The organism is Vibrio variabilis (assembly GCF_003263785.1).
Lineage (GTDB): Bacteria > Pseudomonadota > Gammaproteobacteria > Enterobacterales > Vibrionaceae > Vibrio > Vibrio variabilis.
Genome location: NZ_JYJK01000139.1, coordinates 22,188 through 37,212 on the forward strand (window position 1 = coordinate 22,188; position 15,025 = coordinate 37,212).

A 15,025-nucleotide genomic window follows, 5' to 3' on the forward strand; every position below is an offset into this window, starting at 1 on the left:
ATGCTCGTCTTAGAGACGAATCGGCATCACCACGTACATGGCACTGTCATCTTCACTATTTTCAATCAACGCACTGGCGTTGGCATTGGACATCGACATGCGTACCTGGTCGCAGCGAAGCGTGTTAAGTACATCGAGAACGTAAGAAACGTTGAAACCAATCTCGAGCGCGTCACCTTGGAAGTTGACGTCAAGCATCTCTTCGGCTTCTTCTTGCTCTGGGTTATTCGCCGTAATGCGCATCTCGTTGTCCGCTAGGTTGACACGAACACCGCGGAATTTCTCATTCGATAGAATCGCGGCACGAGAGAACGCCTGACGCAACTCATCACAGTTTGTTTCGAGTGTTTTGTCGGTATTTTGCGGCATTACGCGGCGATAATCTGGGAAACGACCATCAACAAGCTTAGAAGTGAAGACATAGTTGTTCACTTCAGCACGGATGTTCGAGCTACCAATTTGCAGCGTGACTGGCTGCTCTGGCGCATCTAGAAGCTTAGAAAGCTCCTGTACACCTTTTCGCGGCACAATGATCTGTTTGTTGTCAAAGCTGCCTTCTAGCGCCACCGTTGCCACCGCCATACGGTGACCATCAGTCGCCACTGAGCGCAATGTTGTTTGGTCTAATTCAAACAGCATACCGTTTAGGTAGTAACGCACATCTTGGTTCGCCATTGAGAACTGAGTCTTGTCGATCAATGACTTAAGCTCAGCTTGAGTCACCGTCACCGCCACTTCTTGCTGCCAATCTTCAATGTTTGGGAAATCGCTCGCTGGCAATGTGGATAGGGAGAAACGGCTACGACCAGAGCGCACTTGTACGCGATCGCCTTCTAGTACGATAGTGATTGTTGAGTCATCCGGTAGCCCACGACAGATATCGAGGAACTTACGTGAAGGTACGGTCACACTGCCCGCTTCAAATTCACTCTCTAACGTCACCTTACTTACCAACTCGACCTCAAGGTCTGTTGCGGTAAGAGAAAGCACCCCTTCTTCTACTTTAAGAAGCAAGTTGCCCAAAATAGGTAATGTAGGACGGCCGCCTAATGCACCAGAAACTTGTTGTAACGGCTTTAGTAGGTGATGACGTTCGATAGTAAATTTCATAGATAACTCTTCGTAAAGATGGCAATCCATGCCACTTATATGCGAAATACAATAACTTGAATGCTAATTATAGTGATTATGCCACTATTATGAAGAAAGCGTGCGAATTAAGTTGGAATAGTCTTCCTTAATGTCATGACTCTCCTCACGCAGCTGAGCGATTTTACGACACGCATGCAACACGGTCGTGTGGTCACGACCACCAAACGCATCGCCAATCTCTGGCAGGCTGTGGTTGGTCAACTCTTTCGCTAGTGCCATCGCCAGCTGACGCGGGCGAGCCACAGAGCGAGAACGACGCTTAGAAAGCAGATCCGCAACTTTAATCTTGTAGTATTCGGCAACCGTCTTTTGAATGTTATCAATGGTCACCAACTTCTCTTGCAGAGCGAGCAAGTCACGCAGCGCTTCACGAACAAAATCGATGGTAATTGGACGACCGGTAAAGTTGGCGTTAGCAATGACACGGTTTAGGGCACCTTCCAGCTCACGAACGTTTGAACGCAAACGCTTAGCAATGAAGAAGGCCACTTCATCGGCTAGGTGAATTTGGTGGTCTTCGGCTTTTTTCATCAAGATCGCCACGCGAGTTTCTAGCTCAGGTGGTTCGATCGCCACGGTCAAGCCCCAACCAAAACGAGATTTCAGGCGATCTTCTACGCCATTGATCTCTTTCGGATAACGATCCGATGTCAGGATGATCTGTTGGTTACCTTCAAGCAGCGCATTAAAGGTATGGAAGAACTCTTCTTGCGAGCGCTCTTTATTGGCGAAGAATTGAATATCATCGATAAGCAGCGCATCAACACTGCGGTAGTAGCGCTTAAATTCTTCAATTGCGTTGTTTTGTAGCGCCTTAACCATGTCCTGAACGAAACGCTCCGAGTGCATGTACACCACTTTTGCGTTTGGCTTGTTATCAACAATGGCGTTGCCCACAGCGTGCAATAGGTGAGTTTTACCCAAGCCTGTTCCGCCATATAAGAACAGCGGGTTATAGGCCGCACCAGGGTTATCCGCCACCTGACGTGCCGCAGCAAGACCAAGCTGGTTCGACTTACCTTCAACGAAGTTGTTGAACTTATGCTTAATGTTAACGTTCGAGCGGTGGTTGATGTCCGAGACTTCTGCCTCATCATCCCAGGTTTTATGCACAGGTTGGCGCGCTTGCAGCTGCGCAGGTGCAGAAGACTCAGCCGCAACGTCGGCCGCGGTCTTTACTGGCTTGGGCGCTGGCGGCGCAGAAACCGGCTTGCTGCCGACTTCGAAACGTAGATTCGGCACATCATTACCACAGTACTCTTTCAGTAAGCGGTTAATGCTGTTGAGGTATCTGTCGCGCACCCAGTCGAGTACAAAGCGGTTAGGCGCAAATAGAGTTAGGGTGTTGTCATTAAGCTCAGCTTGTAGGGGTCTAACCCACATGCTGAATTCGGTAGCGGGTAGCTCTTCTTGTAGACGTTGCGAACATTGCAACCAAAGCGAAGATGACACGGTGCTCTCACTCTATTTATTGGAATTGGAAAAGATTGGTAATTTTACCTGTTGATAACCAAGATCGCCAGCAAATGATCGGCGATCCAGTGAATAAGATCTAAGTTATTCACAATTTTTTCGGTCGATTTGGCTTGATCCACACAAATTGCCCTAATTTTACTCACAAACGCATGCACAAAACACAGATCTACCCACAAAATGCGAAACATGATCTAACTTGTGTATAGATCCGTGTTCAAGCTGTCATCGAGTTTGATCAAACTCTGAACAAAGATGAGCAAAAAGTCAGCGTTCAACCACGGATTTGTTATGGTTAATAACAACTCGTTATTTAACTTATCGACAGTTTTACCAGTAACATCCCCTGCATAAATTGAATCCCCATAAATGGTAGGAGTAGTACAATGAAAAACTGGATTAAAGGCCTACTAACGGCATTAGCGCTTTCTGCAACCGTATCTCAAGCAGTTTATGCTGCAACCGCACAAGAAGTGAAAGTCGGCATGTCTGGTCGCTACTTCCCATTTACCTTTGTTAAGCAAGACAAGTTGCAAGGGTTTGAAGTTGACCTTTGGGACGAAATTGGTCGCAGAAACGACTACAAAGTCGAGTACGTGACTGCGAACTTCTCAGGTTTGTTTGGTTTACTTGAGACTGGTCGTATCGACACTATCTCTAACCAGATCACTATGACCGATGCACGTAAAGCGAAATACCTATTTGCCAACCCATACGTGATTGATGGTGCACAGATTACCGTTCGCAAAGGCAATGACAGCATTCAAGGTATTGAAGACCTCGCAGGTAAAACGGTGGCGGTAAACCTGGGTTCTAACTTTGAACAGCTACTACGCAGCTACGATAAGGACAACAAAATCAACGTGAAAACCTACGACACAGGTATTGAACACGATGTAGCCCTTGGTCGCGCTGATGCCTTCGTGATGGATCGCCTATCTGCACTTGAACTTATCAAGAAGACAGGCCTACCTCTGCAGCTAGCGGGCGAACCGTTCGAAACGATTGAGAACGCATGGCCATTCGTGAACAACGAAAAAGGTCAAAAGCTGCAACAAGAGGTGAATGCGGCACTGGCAGACATGCGTGCAGATGGTACGCTAGCGACTATCTCTGAGAAGTGGTTTGGCGCAGACATCACTAAAAAGTAAGTGATCACTATTATTACGCCCACTACGCTTGTTAGTGGGCGTTTGTTTTTCTAGAAGTTTGGTAACGTTATGGGATTTGATTTTCAATATATGCTGGAGCTGATGCCGATACTGCTCAAGTATCTTGGCACTACGATGGAAATGGCAGTATGGGGACTGTTGTTCTCTCTGATCTTGTCAGTCATCTTAGCGAATATTCGTGTTTTCAAGATCCCTGTCCTCGATCAGCTCAGTCAGCTTTATATTAGCTTTTTCCGCGGCACCCCACTTTTGGTGCAGCTGTTTTTGCTTTACTACGGTCTACCACAAATTTTCCCATGGATGGTTGGACTGAATGCGTTTAGTGCGGCCGTCATCGGTTTAACGCTCCACTTCGCCGCTTATATGGCAGAAAGTATTCGCGCTGCCATCATCGGTATTGATCGCAATCAGATGGAAGCGAGCTTGTCTGTGGGTATGACGACCAGCCAAGCCATGCGCCGCATTATTCTGCCACAGGCGACCCGTGTCGCTTTGCCATCGCTGATGAACTATTTCATCGACATGATCAAATCGACATCGCTGGCCTTTACGCTCGGCGTGGCTGAAATCATGGCCAAGGCTCAAATGGAGGCGTCATCCAGCTTCCGCTTCTTTGAAGCTTTCTTGGCAGTGGCTCTGATCTACTGGGGCGTGGTGTTAGTGCTTACTCGCGTGCAACTGTGGGCTGAACAAAGATTGAACAAGGCATATCAACGATGATTAAACTGGAAAATATCCACAAGCAGTTTGGCGATACAGAAGTCCTAAAAGGTATCGATATTGATATCAAACAAGGTGAAATCATCGTCATTATTGGCTCAAGCGGTACCGGAAAATCGACGCTGCTGCGCTGCGTAAATTTTCTTGAGCAAGCAGACAAGGGTACGATCACCATTGATGATGTGACGGTCGATTGTCAAAACCACACTAAAGCCGAAGTATTGGCACTGCGCCGTAAAACCGGCTTTGTATTTCAAAACTACGCGCTGTTTGCGCACATGACGGCGCGTCAGAACATTGCCGAAGGTCTTATCACAGTAAAAGGCTGGAAAAAAGACCAAGCGCTTGAAAAAGCACAGCAAATTCTCGATGACATCGGTCTAGGCGATAAAGGGGATCAATACCCTGCTTCCCTGTCCGGTGGACAGCAACAGCGTGTCGGTATTGGCCGCGCTATGGCGCTCCAACCGGAGCTGTTGCTCTTCGATGAACCAACTTCAGCACTCGATCCTGAGTGGGTTGGTGAAGTACTTAACCTTATGAAAAAGCTCGCAACTCAGCATCAAACCATGTTGGTTGTGACTCACGAAATGCAGTTTGCTAAAGAGGTCGCTGATAGAGTGATCTTCATGCTAACGGCCACATCGTAGAACAAGGAACGCCGGAGCAAATATTCAATGATCCACAGGATATCCAACTTAAAAAATTCCTAAATCAGGTTGGGATCTAATAATGATCCTTGCGCTCTAGCTCACAAAAAGTATAATTCGCCGGCTGGAATTGAAGTTGAACTGATTATTGACTCTTGACGAGTCAGTGATTACAATTCCGCCTCTTTGTTGAGAGGCGTCGGATTTCCTCTCTATCTCTATATAGAGAATAAGACGGGAAATAAGTCCCACGCCGGGTTCAACGAGAACCTAAAACTACTGATCAGTAAAGGTAATAACCATGTCTAAACGCACTTTTCAACCTTCAGTTCTAAAGCGCAAGCTACTCACGGTTTCCGTGCTCGCATGGCGACTAAGAACGGTCGTAAAGTAATTAACGCACGTCGTGCTAAAGGCCGTGCTCGCCTTTCAAAATAATCTTCTATTTTGAAAAAGCATGCCTTTATTCGGGAGTTACGCTTGTTAACTCCCGAGCATTACCAAAATGTATTTAAGCAAGCTCACCGAGCTGGCTCCCCCATTTCACCATCATTGCCCGCAAAAACTCGCTATCACACCCTCGCCTTGGTCTAGCGGTTCCTAAAAAGCAGATTAAAACAGCTGTCGGCAGAAACCACTTCAAGCGCTTGGTACGTGAAAGTTTTCGTAACAAACAACACGAACTTCCTAGCAAAGATTTTGTTGTAATTGCGAAAAAGAGTGCGCAAACTCTGAGCAATGAAGAAATGTTCCAACTTCTAGATAAGCTATGGCATCGCCTGTCTCGCCCCTCGCGTGGTTAGCAATCGGTCTCGTCTATTTGTATAGATGGGTCATCAGTCCTCTTATTGGGCCACGTTGTCGGTTCAACCCAACTTGCTCTCTTTATGCAATAGAAGCTCTTAAAGCTCACGGTTTTGTAAAAGGGTGTTGGTTATCAGGCAAACGTCTATTAAAATGCCATCCTTTGAATGAAGGGGGTTTTGACCCCGTACCACCAGCCCAAAAACAAGACAGAGATAAATAACGATGGATTCTCAACGTAATATTCTGTTAATCGGTTTGGCTTTGGTTTCTTTTTTGCTGTTCCAACAATGGCAATCTTATAAGAATCCAGCGCCAGTTCCGACTCAGCAGACGCAAAGCAGTACTCTACCTGCGCCATCTTTCGCTGATGAGCATGATCCTGCACCAGGCCACACAACAGCGGCCGCAGATAAAATCATCACAGTGAAAACCGACGTACTGACCCTAGGTGTCACAACTGTGGGCGGTGATGTTGTTACCGCAAACCTAAACGAGTACGCAACCGAGTTGGAATCTAGCGACCCGTTTGAGCTACTAAAAGACTCACAAGGTCACCAGTTTATTGCTCAAAGTGGTCTGGTAGGCCCTCAAGGTATCGACCTTAGCAGCACAAGCCGTCCAGCTTACTCAGTATCTGCAGACAGCTTCACGCTGGCTGACGGTCAAGACGAGCTACGTGTACCAATGACATTCGAAGCGAATGGCATCAGCTACACCAAAACCTTCATTCTAAAACGTGGCAAATACGACATTGATGTTGAATACACGGTAAACAACAACTCTGGTCAAAATGCAACGTTCGGCATGTACGCTCACCTTCGTCAAAATCTTCAAGACAAAGGCGGCAGCATCACAATGCCAACCTACAATGGCGGTGCTTACTCAACTCAAGACACTCGCTACAAGAAATACAGCTTCGAAGATATGCAAGATCGCAACCTGTCTCTTAACCTGACTGATGGTCAAGGTTGGGCAGCGATGATCCAGCACTACTTCGCAGCCGCGTGGATCCCACGTGAAGCACCAGGTACTAACCTTTACACTCGCGTGATTGGTAACCTAGGTGATATCGGTGTTCGTATGCCAAACACGACGATTGCCGATGGCCAAGCAGCGACACTTACAGCAACGCTTTGGGCAGGTCCAAAACTGCAAGACGAAATGGCGGAAGTGGCCCCAAACCTAGACCTAGTAGTGGACTACGGCTGGCTATGGTTCATTGCGAAACCACTTCATACACTACTGTCGTTCATTCAAGGTATTGTGGTGAACTGGGGTCTAGCTATCATCTGTTTGACCTTCATCGTACGTGGTGCGATGTACCCACTAACGAAAGCACAGTACACCTCTATGGCGAAAATGCGTATGCTTCAGCTAAGCTGCAAGCAATGCGTGAGCGTATCGGCGACGACCGTCAGCGCATGAGCCAAGAGATGATGGAACTGTACAAGAAAGAGAAAGTTAACCCACTGGGTGGCTGTCTACCAATCTTGCTACAGATGCCTATTTTCATCGCTCTGTACTGGGCACTAATGGAATCGGTTGAGCTTCGTCACTCACCATTCTTTGGTTGGATTCATGACCTTTCGGCTCAAGACCCATACTTCATTCTGCCTCTACTGATGGGCGCAAGTATGTTCCTGATCCAGAAGATGAGCCCAACGACGGTAACGGATCCAATGCAGCAGAAGATCATGACCTTTATGCCGGTTATGTTTACCTTCTTCTTCCTATGGTTCCCATCAGGTCTGGTTCTATACTGGTTGGTTTCTAACATCGTGACGCTTATCCAGCAAACGCTGATCTACCGAGCGCTCGAGAAGAAAGGTCTGCACTCTAAGTAGTCCAAACCGATTCGATTAAATAAAAGGCGACCTTAGTGGTCGCCTTTTTCATTGACCATGATTACAATTTGGCTAAAGCACGGCGAATAGGCAATTCAATGACAACAGACACCATTGTGGCACAAGCCACAGCCCCAGGCCGCGGTGGCGTGGGCATCATTCGCGTTTCTGGCCCTTTGGCTCAAGAAGTCGCACAGCAAGTAACAGGCAAAACTCTCAAGCCTCGCTACGCTGACTACCTGCCATTCAAAGATGAGAATGGCGGCGAACTCGACCAAGGTATTGCGCTTTATTTCCCTAATCCGCACTCCTTTACCGGTGAAGATGTGCTTGAACTTCAAGGCCACGGTGGTCCTGTGGTTATGGATATGCTGATTAAACGTATTTTGCTCATTCCAGGTGTTCGCCCTGCAAGGCCAGGTGAGTTTAGTGAGCGTGCGTTCCTCAACGACAAAATGGACTTAACCCAAGCCGAGGCGATTGCCGACTTGATTGATGCCAGTTCAGAAGAAGCGGCAAAATCAGCCCTGCAATCACTGCAAGGTCAGTTCTCGAAACGCATTCAAGTGCTGGTGGAATCACTCATCCATTTGCGCATCTATGTTGAGGCCGCGATTGACTTCCCTGAAGAAGAAATCGACTTCCTCGCCGACGGTAAAGTGGCGGGCGATCTGCAAACCATCATCGATAATCTCGATTCTGTGCGCAAAGAAGCCAACCAAGGCGCCATCATGCGTGAAGGCATGAAAGTGGTCATTGCTGGGCGCCCAAATGCGGGTAAATCAAGCCTACTCAACGCCCTTTCTGGTAAAGAGTCAGCGATTGTGACTGATATTGCCGGCACCACTCGTGACGTTCTACGTGAGCACATCCATATTGATGGTATGCCACTGCACATCATCGATACCGCAGGTCTGCGTGATGCGTCTGATGAAGTGGAACGCATTGGTATTGAGCGAGCTTGGGAAGAGATCGAGCAAGCAGACCGTGTATTATTTATGGTTGATGGCACCACAACTGACGCAACGGATCCAAAAGAGATTTGGCCTGACTTTATTGATCGCTTACCTGAGTCCATCGGCATTACAGTGATCCGCAACAAGGTCGACGAAACCGGTGAAACACTGGGGATCTGCCACGTTAACGATCCGACGTTAATTCGCCTTTCTGCGCGCACAGGGGAAGGCGTACCCGCCCTTCGCGAGCACCTTAAGTCCATTATGGGCTTCTCTGGTGCCAGTGAAGGTGGCTTTATGGCTCGTCGCCGCCACCTTGATGCCTTGGAGCGTGCTGCCGAGCACCTTGATATTGGCCAGCAGCAGCTAGAAGGCTATATGGCGGGCGAAATTTTGGCAGAAGAGCTGCGCATTGCTCAGCAGCACTTGAATGAGATCACCGGTGAGTTCAGCTCAGATGATCTACTCGGACGCATCTTCTCGTCTTTCTGTATTGGTAAATAAGCGGTATTGAAAAAGGAACATCAATGATTCATATCATCACAGGCAGTACACTTGGCGGCGCTGAGTACGTGGGCGACCACCTAAGTGATTTGCTGGTAGAGCAAGGTCTAGAGACCACCATACATAACCAACCAGAGCTCGCAGACATACCTGCACAAGGTACTTGGCTGGTTATCACCTCAACACACGGTGCGGGTGAATACCCAGATAACATTCAGCCATTTATTGCTGCGCTGCAAGCGACCCCACCTCGCATGTCTGAAGTCAAGTTTGCCGTGGTCGGTATTGGCGACTCTAGCTATGACACCTTCTGCGCGGCAGGCAAACACGCCTACTCGCTACTTGAGGATATTGGTGGCACGCCACTGACGGACTGCTTGGAGATCGACATTCTCAACCATCCCGTGCCAGAAGATGCGGCGGAAGAATGGCTCAATGAGCACCTGAGCAAGTTTCAATAGACACCCGTCTTATCAAACACCCTGCGTGTGAAAAAAGCGGCATAAGCCGCTTTTTTTGTACCTGTGAGTAACTTTTTCTACCAAACAAAACTCAACTGCACATTATTTAACCTATCATTCTGTGGATAAAACATGATCTTTTCGGTGAAAAACCTATATTTATCCAAAGAACAAGTTTTGATCGCCCCTTCCCTTGTGTATAAAATGCCATTTTGATCCCAGTTAATACAGCCCTAGATCAACACTAGATCACAACAATCGATCTCAAAAAGATCCATGGTATTGTTGATCATTTTTGAGTTATCCACAGAGATCGTGGATCCTAATAATAGATCTAGTAAAAGATCATATATATAGATCTTATCTTTATATTCTTATTTCTTAGATCCAAAATGTTTTAAAAGCGATTTTCTCAATACCAGAAAAGCGGTAGAATACCGCTCCTTTTGGTTTGTCTATTTTATCGATTGAATACTGAGGTCGGTTCATGCTTTATCACGAAACATTTGACGTCATCGTTGTAGGTGGCGGACATGCAGGAACGGAAGCCGCACTCGCATCTGCTCGCACAGGGCAAAAAACACTTCTGCTAACGCACAACATTGATACGTTGGGCCAGATGTCATGCAACCCAGCAATTGGTGGCATTGGTAAAGGTCACTTAGTTAAGGAAGTCGATGCTATGGGTGGTCTAATGGCTGAAGCCATCGATCATGCTGGTATTCAGTTCCGTACGCTCAATGCCTCTAAGGGCCCTGCAGTTCGTGCCACTCGCGCGCAAGCAGATCGTGCGCTTTACAAAGCGTATGTGCGTCATGCTCTTGAAAACACACCAAACCTGACACTATTCCAACAGTCTGTCGATGACTTGATCGTAGAACAAGATCAAGTACGCGGTGTCGTCACCGAGATGGGACTTAAGTTCCACGCACAGTCTGTTGTTCTCACTGTGGGTACCTTCCTAGGTGGTAAGATCCACATTGGTATGGAAAGCTCATCGGGTGGTCGTATGGGCGATCAACCTTCCATTGCGCTTGCTCGTCGTCTTCGAGAGTTGCCATTTAGAGTGGATCGCTTGAAAACAGGCACACCACCGCGCATCGATGCTCGCAGTGTGAACTTCTCTGAACTTGAAGTACAACATGGTGACAACCCAACACCTGTATTTTCATTCATGGGTCAACGCACCCAGCACCCAACGCAGATCCCATGCTTCATTACGCACACCAATGAAAGCACTCATGAAGTGATCCGCAATAACCTTGATCGTAGCCCAATGTATGCCGGTGTGATCGAAGGTATTGGCCCGCGCTATTGTCCATCGATTGAAGACAAAGTGATGCGTTTTGCCGATAAGAACAGCCACCAGATCTTTATTGAACCTGAAGGTTTGACGACTCACGAGCTGTATCCAAATGGTATTTCAACCAGTTTGCCGTTCGATGTTCAGGTGCAAATCGTTCGTTCGATGAAAGGCTTCGAAAATGCGCACATCGTTCGTCCTGGCTATGCCATTGAGTACGATTTCTTCGATCCACGCGATTTGAAGCAAACCTACGAAACCAAATTTATCTCAGGTCTGTTCTTTGCTGGACAAATCAACGGTACAACAGGCTATGAGGAAGCAGCTGCGCAAGGCTTGATGGCCGGTCTGAATGCAAGCTTGTACTCACAAGGCAAAGAGGGCTGGAGCCCACGTCGCGACCAAGCTTACATGGGCGTTCTGATTGATGACCTATCAACGATGGGGACTAAAGAGCCGTACCGTATGTTTACCTCTCGCGCGGAGTACCGTTTGTTGCTGCGTGAAGACAATGCCGATATTCGTCTGACCGAAAAAGCCCATGAGCTAGGTTTGATCAACGAACAACGTTGGAGCCGTTTCAACGAGAAAATGGACAATATGGCCAAAGAGCGCCAGCGCCTGAAAGAGACATGGATTAATCCAAAATCGCAAGGGGTTGAAGCACTGAATACTCTGCTAAAAACGCCGATTTCTCGTGAAGCAAGTGGTGAAGATCTATTGCGTCGCCCAGAGCTAACCTATGCACAGTTAACGGCGCTTGATACGTTCGCTCCGGCTCTTGAAGATAGCCAAGCAAGTGAACAAGTCGAGATCCAAGTGAAATACGAAGGCTACATTCAGAGACAGCAAGACGAGATCGAAAAGTCGCTGCGTCACGAAAATACTAAGATCCCAGCGGATCTCGATTACAGTGATGTTAAAGGACTCTCTAACGAAGTGGTGGCCAAGCTAACGGAAGCCAAGCCGGAAACGATCGGTATTGCGTCACGTATTTCAGGCATTACGCCAGCGGCGATCTCAATCCTGTTGGTGTATTTGAAGAAACAAGGCGTGCTTAAAAAAGGTGAAGCTGCGTGAGCAACTTAAGAGTAAAACTTGATCAACTTATCGCAGAGACCTCATTAGAGGTCTCTGAACTTCAACGTGAACAGCTTGTCGGTTACGTTCAGCTTCTTGACAAGTGGAACAAAGCTTACAACTTGACCTCGGTTCGCCGTCCTGAAGAGATGTTAGTGAAACATATTCTTGATAGCATCATCGTGGGTGAGCACCTTGAGGGTGAGCGTTTTATCGATGTCGGCACAGGCCCTGGATTACCAGGTGTCCCGCTCGCTATCATGCATCCTACTAAGTCATTCACACTGCTTGATAGCCTTGGCAAGCGAATTCGTTTCATTAAGCAGGTTGCGCACGAACTGAAGATTAAAAATGTCAGTCCAGTCCAATCTCGAGTGGAAGAATTTGACGCGGGAGAAGGCTTTGATGGAGTATTGAGTCGTGCATTTGCGTCGATGACAGACATGGTTAACTGGTGTAAGCATTTACCAAAACCTGAGTCTGGTCGCTTTTATGCTTTAAAGGGTCAACTCCATGATCAGGAGATCGCTGAGCTGCCGTCGTGGTGTTCTGTGATCGAAATCAAACCTTTGCAAGTTCCTGAGTTGGAAGGTGACCGTCATCTTGTAATCTTATCCAAGAAGGGATAACGGAGAGCTTGTCGTGGGAAAAATTGTCGCTATCGCGAACCAGAAAGGTGGAGTTGGAAAGACGACCACTTGTATTAACTTAGCTGCCTCGATGGCGGCGACAAAGCGTAAAGTGTTGGTGATTGACCTCGATCCACAAGGCAATGCGACAATGGCCAGTGGGGTCGATAAGTATCAGGTTGAAACAACTGCTTACGATTTGCTGGTTGATGAGCTACCTTTTGAGCAAGTGGTGTGCACCGATACCTCTGGCCAATTTGACCTAATTGCAGCGAACGGGGACGTAACGGCTGCAGAAATCAAGCTTATGGAGGTGTTTGCGCGCGAAGTTCGCTTAAAGCATGCGCTAACGCCAATCCGTGATAACTATGATTTCATCTTTATCGATTGTCCTCCCTCTTTGAACCTACTTACAATTAACGCGATGGCTGCAGCAGACTCTGTGCTTGTGCCGATGCAATGTGAGTATTTTGCTCTGGAAGGTCTAACCGCGCTGATGGATACCATCAGTAAGCTGGCGGCGGTGGTCAACGAAAACCTTAAGATTGAAGGTTTGCTTCGTACCATGTATGACCCACGAAACCGTTTAGCCAACGAAGTTTCAGAGCAATTGAAAAAACACTTCGGCGACAAAGTTTACCGAACCGTTATCCCTAGGAACGTACGCCTCGCAGAGGCACCGAGCCACGGCAAACCCGCGATGTACTACGATAAGTACTCCGCGGGAGCAAAAGCGTATTTAGCGCTGGCTGGTGAGATGCTACGACGAGAAGAAGTAACGGCTTAACGCTCTTAAGGAAAGATTCGATGTCTAAACGTGGTTTAGGGAAAGGACTAGACGCCCTGCTGTCGACTAGTTCGCTTGCACGAGAAAAGCAGCAGGTGGCAACTCAAAGTCAGACGCTTTCCAGTGATGGACAGCTTACTGAACTGTCAATTAACAGCCTTCGACCAGGTATTTATCAGCCAAGAAAAGATATGGCGCCTGAAGCACTGGAAGAGCTGGCTGCATCCATCCAATCTCAAGGTATTATCCAACCGATTGTTGTACGAAATGTCGGACACGATCAATTTGAGATCATCGCCGGTGAACGCCGTTGGCGTGCCGCTCGACAAGCGGGATTAAAAATGGTCCCTTGCTTGGTGAAAAATGTCCAAGATCGCGCGGCGGTAGCGATGGCGCTGATCGAAAATATTCAACGTGAAGATCTCAATGCTATCGAGGAAGCTCAAGCGCTTGAGCGTTTGCAAGATGAGTTTGAACTCACCCACCAGCAGGTCGCGGATGTGATTGGTAAGTCACGAACCGCAGTCAGTAACCTGCTGAGGCTTAATCAACTCGAAGCACCAGTGAAAAAACTGGTAGAGAGCAAACAAATCGATATGGGTCATGCTCGTGCTCTGCTCGCGCTCGAAGGGGATGTGCAGTGCGAGATCGCACAAACTGTCGCGAAAAAGCAGCTCACTGTACGACAGACTGAAGACTTAGTGAAAAAGTGCTTAAAACCGAACTCTTCCGAGAAAAAACAGTCAGAAGACCGTGATGCACAAGAAATTTCGCTACGTTTGAGTGAAAAACTCGGCGCGAAAGTGTCTTTGGTAAGAAACGCGAGTGGAAAAGCCAAGGTGACGATAAGTCTTGATGAACCTCACAAATTGGAGCAACTTATTGCCAAGCTTGAGAGCTAAATGAGATAATTGACCTACATCAATTATTTATAAATGCAATTTATGTGCGAAAGTTATGGTTTTGTGAATGAAAGTGTATCTTTTTGATACGCTTTGATTGCAATAACTTTGGTAGAAAGTATAATTTTCGCCAATCTCCCAGCACAGTAGTTATTAGGTGCAGTGTGGATAGAACTAAAGGTAAGAATACATGGTAGCGGCATTAGCTAAACCAGGGCGAGCGCTTGCAAAGCGTTTGCTACTGATACAGGCCAGTGCGGTTGCGTTAGTAGCTGTTGGGATGACAGTGGCTGTAAATGCTGAGTGGGGAATTTCAGCGCTCATTGGTGGTGGCAGTTTTGTTATCGCAAATGCTGTTTTCGCGTTGTGCGCATTTCTTTTTAGTGGGGCTCGAGCAGCAAAAAAAGTTGCCGCGTCTTTCTATGCGGGCGTCGCTCTGAAAATCCTTATTATAGCCTCCCTATTCTCAATAGCTTACATGTATATTCAGGTGGAAGTGATTCCCTTGAATCTCACATTTTTACTGGTCGTCTTAATTAACCTTATGGCTCCAGTAATTTTCGTTAACAACAAAAAATAGGATGA

Annotated in this window: 12 protein-coding genes and 4 pseudogenes; 14 read left to right on the plus strand and 2 right to left on the minus strand. The window is 47.3% G+C overall.

Annotated features, from left to right (window positions below):
• Positions 1 to 9 precede the first annotated feature (9 nt).
• Positions 10 to 1,110 carry a DNA polymerase III subunit beta gene (dnaN, locus tag TZ48_RS23155; RefSeq protein ID WP_042502452.1) on the minus strand — a complete coding sequence of 367 codons (1,101 nt, stop codon included), beginning with the start codon at positions 1,108 to 1,110 and terminating at the stop codon, positions 10 to 12.
• 87 nt (positions 1,111 to 1,197) lie between these two features.
• On the minus strand, positions 1,198 to 2,604 hold the full coding sequence (gene dnaA, locus TZ48_RS23160; RefSeq protein ID WP_038224178.1) for a chromosomal replication initiator protein DnaA: 1,407 nt from the start codon (positions 2,602 to 2,604) through the stop codon (positions 1,198 to 1,200).
• 407 nt (positions 2,605 to 3,011) lie between these two features.
• Between dnaA and TZ48_RS23165 the strand changes: the two genes are divergently transcribed.
• From TZ48_RS23165 to TZ48_RS23230, 14 genes and pseudogenes are all read left to right on the plus strand, one after another.
• The gene (locus TZ48_RS23165; RefSeq protein WP_112481033.1) at positions 3,012 to 3,776 is read left to right on the plus strand and encodes an amino acid ABC transporter substrate-binding protein; all 765 of its coding nucleotides are present in this window, start codon (positions 3,012 to 3,014) and stop codon (positions 3,774 to 3,776) included.
• A gap of 69 nt (positions 3,777 to 3,845) precedes the next feature.
• The gene (locus TZ48_RS23170) at positions 3,846 to 4,517 is read left to right on the plus strand and encodes an amino acid ABC transporter permease (protein WP_112481035.1); all 672 of its coding nucleotides are present in this window, start codon (positions 3,846 to 3,848) and stop codon (positions 4,515 to 4,517) included.
• Positions 4,514 to 5,247 (plus strand): annotated as a pseudogene (locus tag TZ48_RS23175) (amino acid ABC transporter ATP-binding protein). Before TZ48_RS23170 ends, TZ48_RS23175 begins: the two are co-directional and overlap by 4 nt.
• Positions 5,248 to 5,468: 221 nt before the next feature.
• Positions 5,469 to 5,605, plus strand: a pseudogene (gene rpmH / locus TZ48_RS23180) (50S ribosomal protein L34).
• Positions 5,606 to 5,647: 42 nt separating this feature from the next.
• Positions 5,648 to 5,970 (plus strand): annotated as a pseudogene (gene rnpA / locus TZ48_RS23185) (ribonuclease P protein component).
• The gene (gene yidD / locus TZ48_RS23190) at positions 5,937 to 6,194 is read left to right on the plus strand and encodes a membrane protein insertion efficiency factor YidD (protein WP_081936191.1); all 258 of its coding nucleotides are present in this window, start codon (positions 5,937 to 5,939) and stop codon (positions 6,192 to 6,194) included. Before rnpA ends, yidD begins: the two are co-directional and overlap by 34 nt.
• A 2-nt stretch (positions 6,195 to 6,196) precedes the next feature.
• A pseudogene (gene yidC, locus TZ48_RS23195) lies at positions 6,197 to 7,818 on the plus strand (membrane protein insertase YidC).
• 98 nt (positions 7,819 to 7,916) lie between these two features.
• Positions 7,917 to 9,278, plus strand: a complete 1,362-nt coding sequence (mnmE, locus tag TZ48_RS23200; RefSeq protein WP_112481037.1) for a tRNA uridine-5-carboxymethylaminomethyl(34) synthesis GTPase MnmE — start codon at positions 7,917 to 7,919, stop codon at positions 9,276 to 9,278.
• Positions 9,279 to 9,301: 23 nt separating this feature from the next.
• The gene (gene mioC, locus TZ48_RS23205; RefSeq protein ID WP_112481039.1) at positions 9,302 to 9,739 is read left to right on the plus strand and encodes an FMN-binding protein MioC; all 438 of its coding nucleotides are present in this window, start codon (positions 9,302 to 9,304) and stop codon (positions 9,737 to 9,739) included.
• A gap of 487 nt (positions 9,740 to 10,226) precedes the next feature.
• Positions 10,227 to 12,122: a tRNA uridine-5-carboxymethylaminomethyl(34) synthesis enzyme MnmG gene (mnmG, locus tag TZ48_RS23210; RefSeq protein ID WP_112481041.1), complete on the plus strand. Its 1,896-nt coding sequence runs from the start codon at positions 10,227 to 10,229 to the stop codon at positions 12,120 to 12,122.
• Entirely contained in the window at positions 12,119 to 12,751 is a 633-nt protein-coding gene (gene rsmG / locus TZ48_RS23215) for a 16S rRNA (guanine(527)-N(7))-methyltransferase RsmG (protein WP_112481042.1), read from the plus strand. The genes mnmG and rsmG overlap by 4 nt, the downstream gene beginning before the upstream one ends.
• Positions 12,752 to 12,764: 13 nt before the next feature.
• A complete protein-coding gene (locus TZ48_RS23220) occupies positions 12,765 to 13,538 on the plus strand; it encodes a ParA family protein (protein ID WP_042502439.1) in 774 nt (257 codons plus the stop codon).
• A 20-nt stretch (positions 13,539 to 13,558) separates the two neighbouring features.
• Positions 13,559 to 14,440 (plus strand): ParB/RepB/Spo0J family partition protein, encoded by an 882-nt coding sequence (locus TZ48_RS23225; RefSeq protein ID WP_112481044.1) that lies wholly within the window; start codon positions 13,559 to 13,561, stop codon positions 14,438 to 14,440.
• Positions 14,441 to 14,630: 190 nt separating this feature from the next.
• Complete coding sequence (locus tag TZ48_RS23230) at positions 14,631 to 15,020, plus strand: F0F1 ATP synthase subunit I (protein ID WP_112460758.1); 390 nt, start codon at positions 14,631 to 14,633, stop codon at positions 15,018 to 15,020.
• Positions 15,021 to 15,025: the final 5 nt, after the last annotated feature.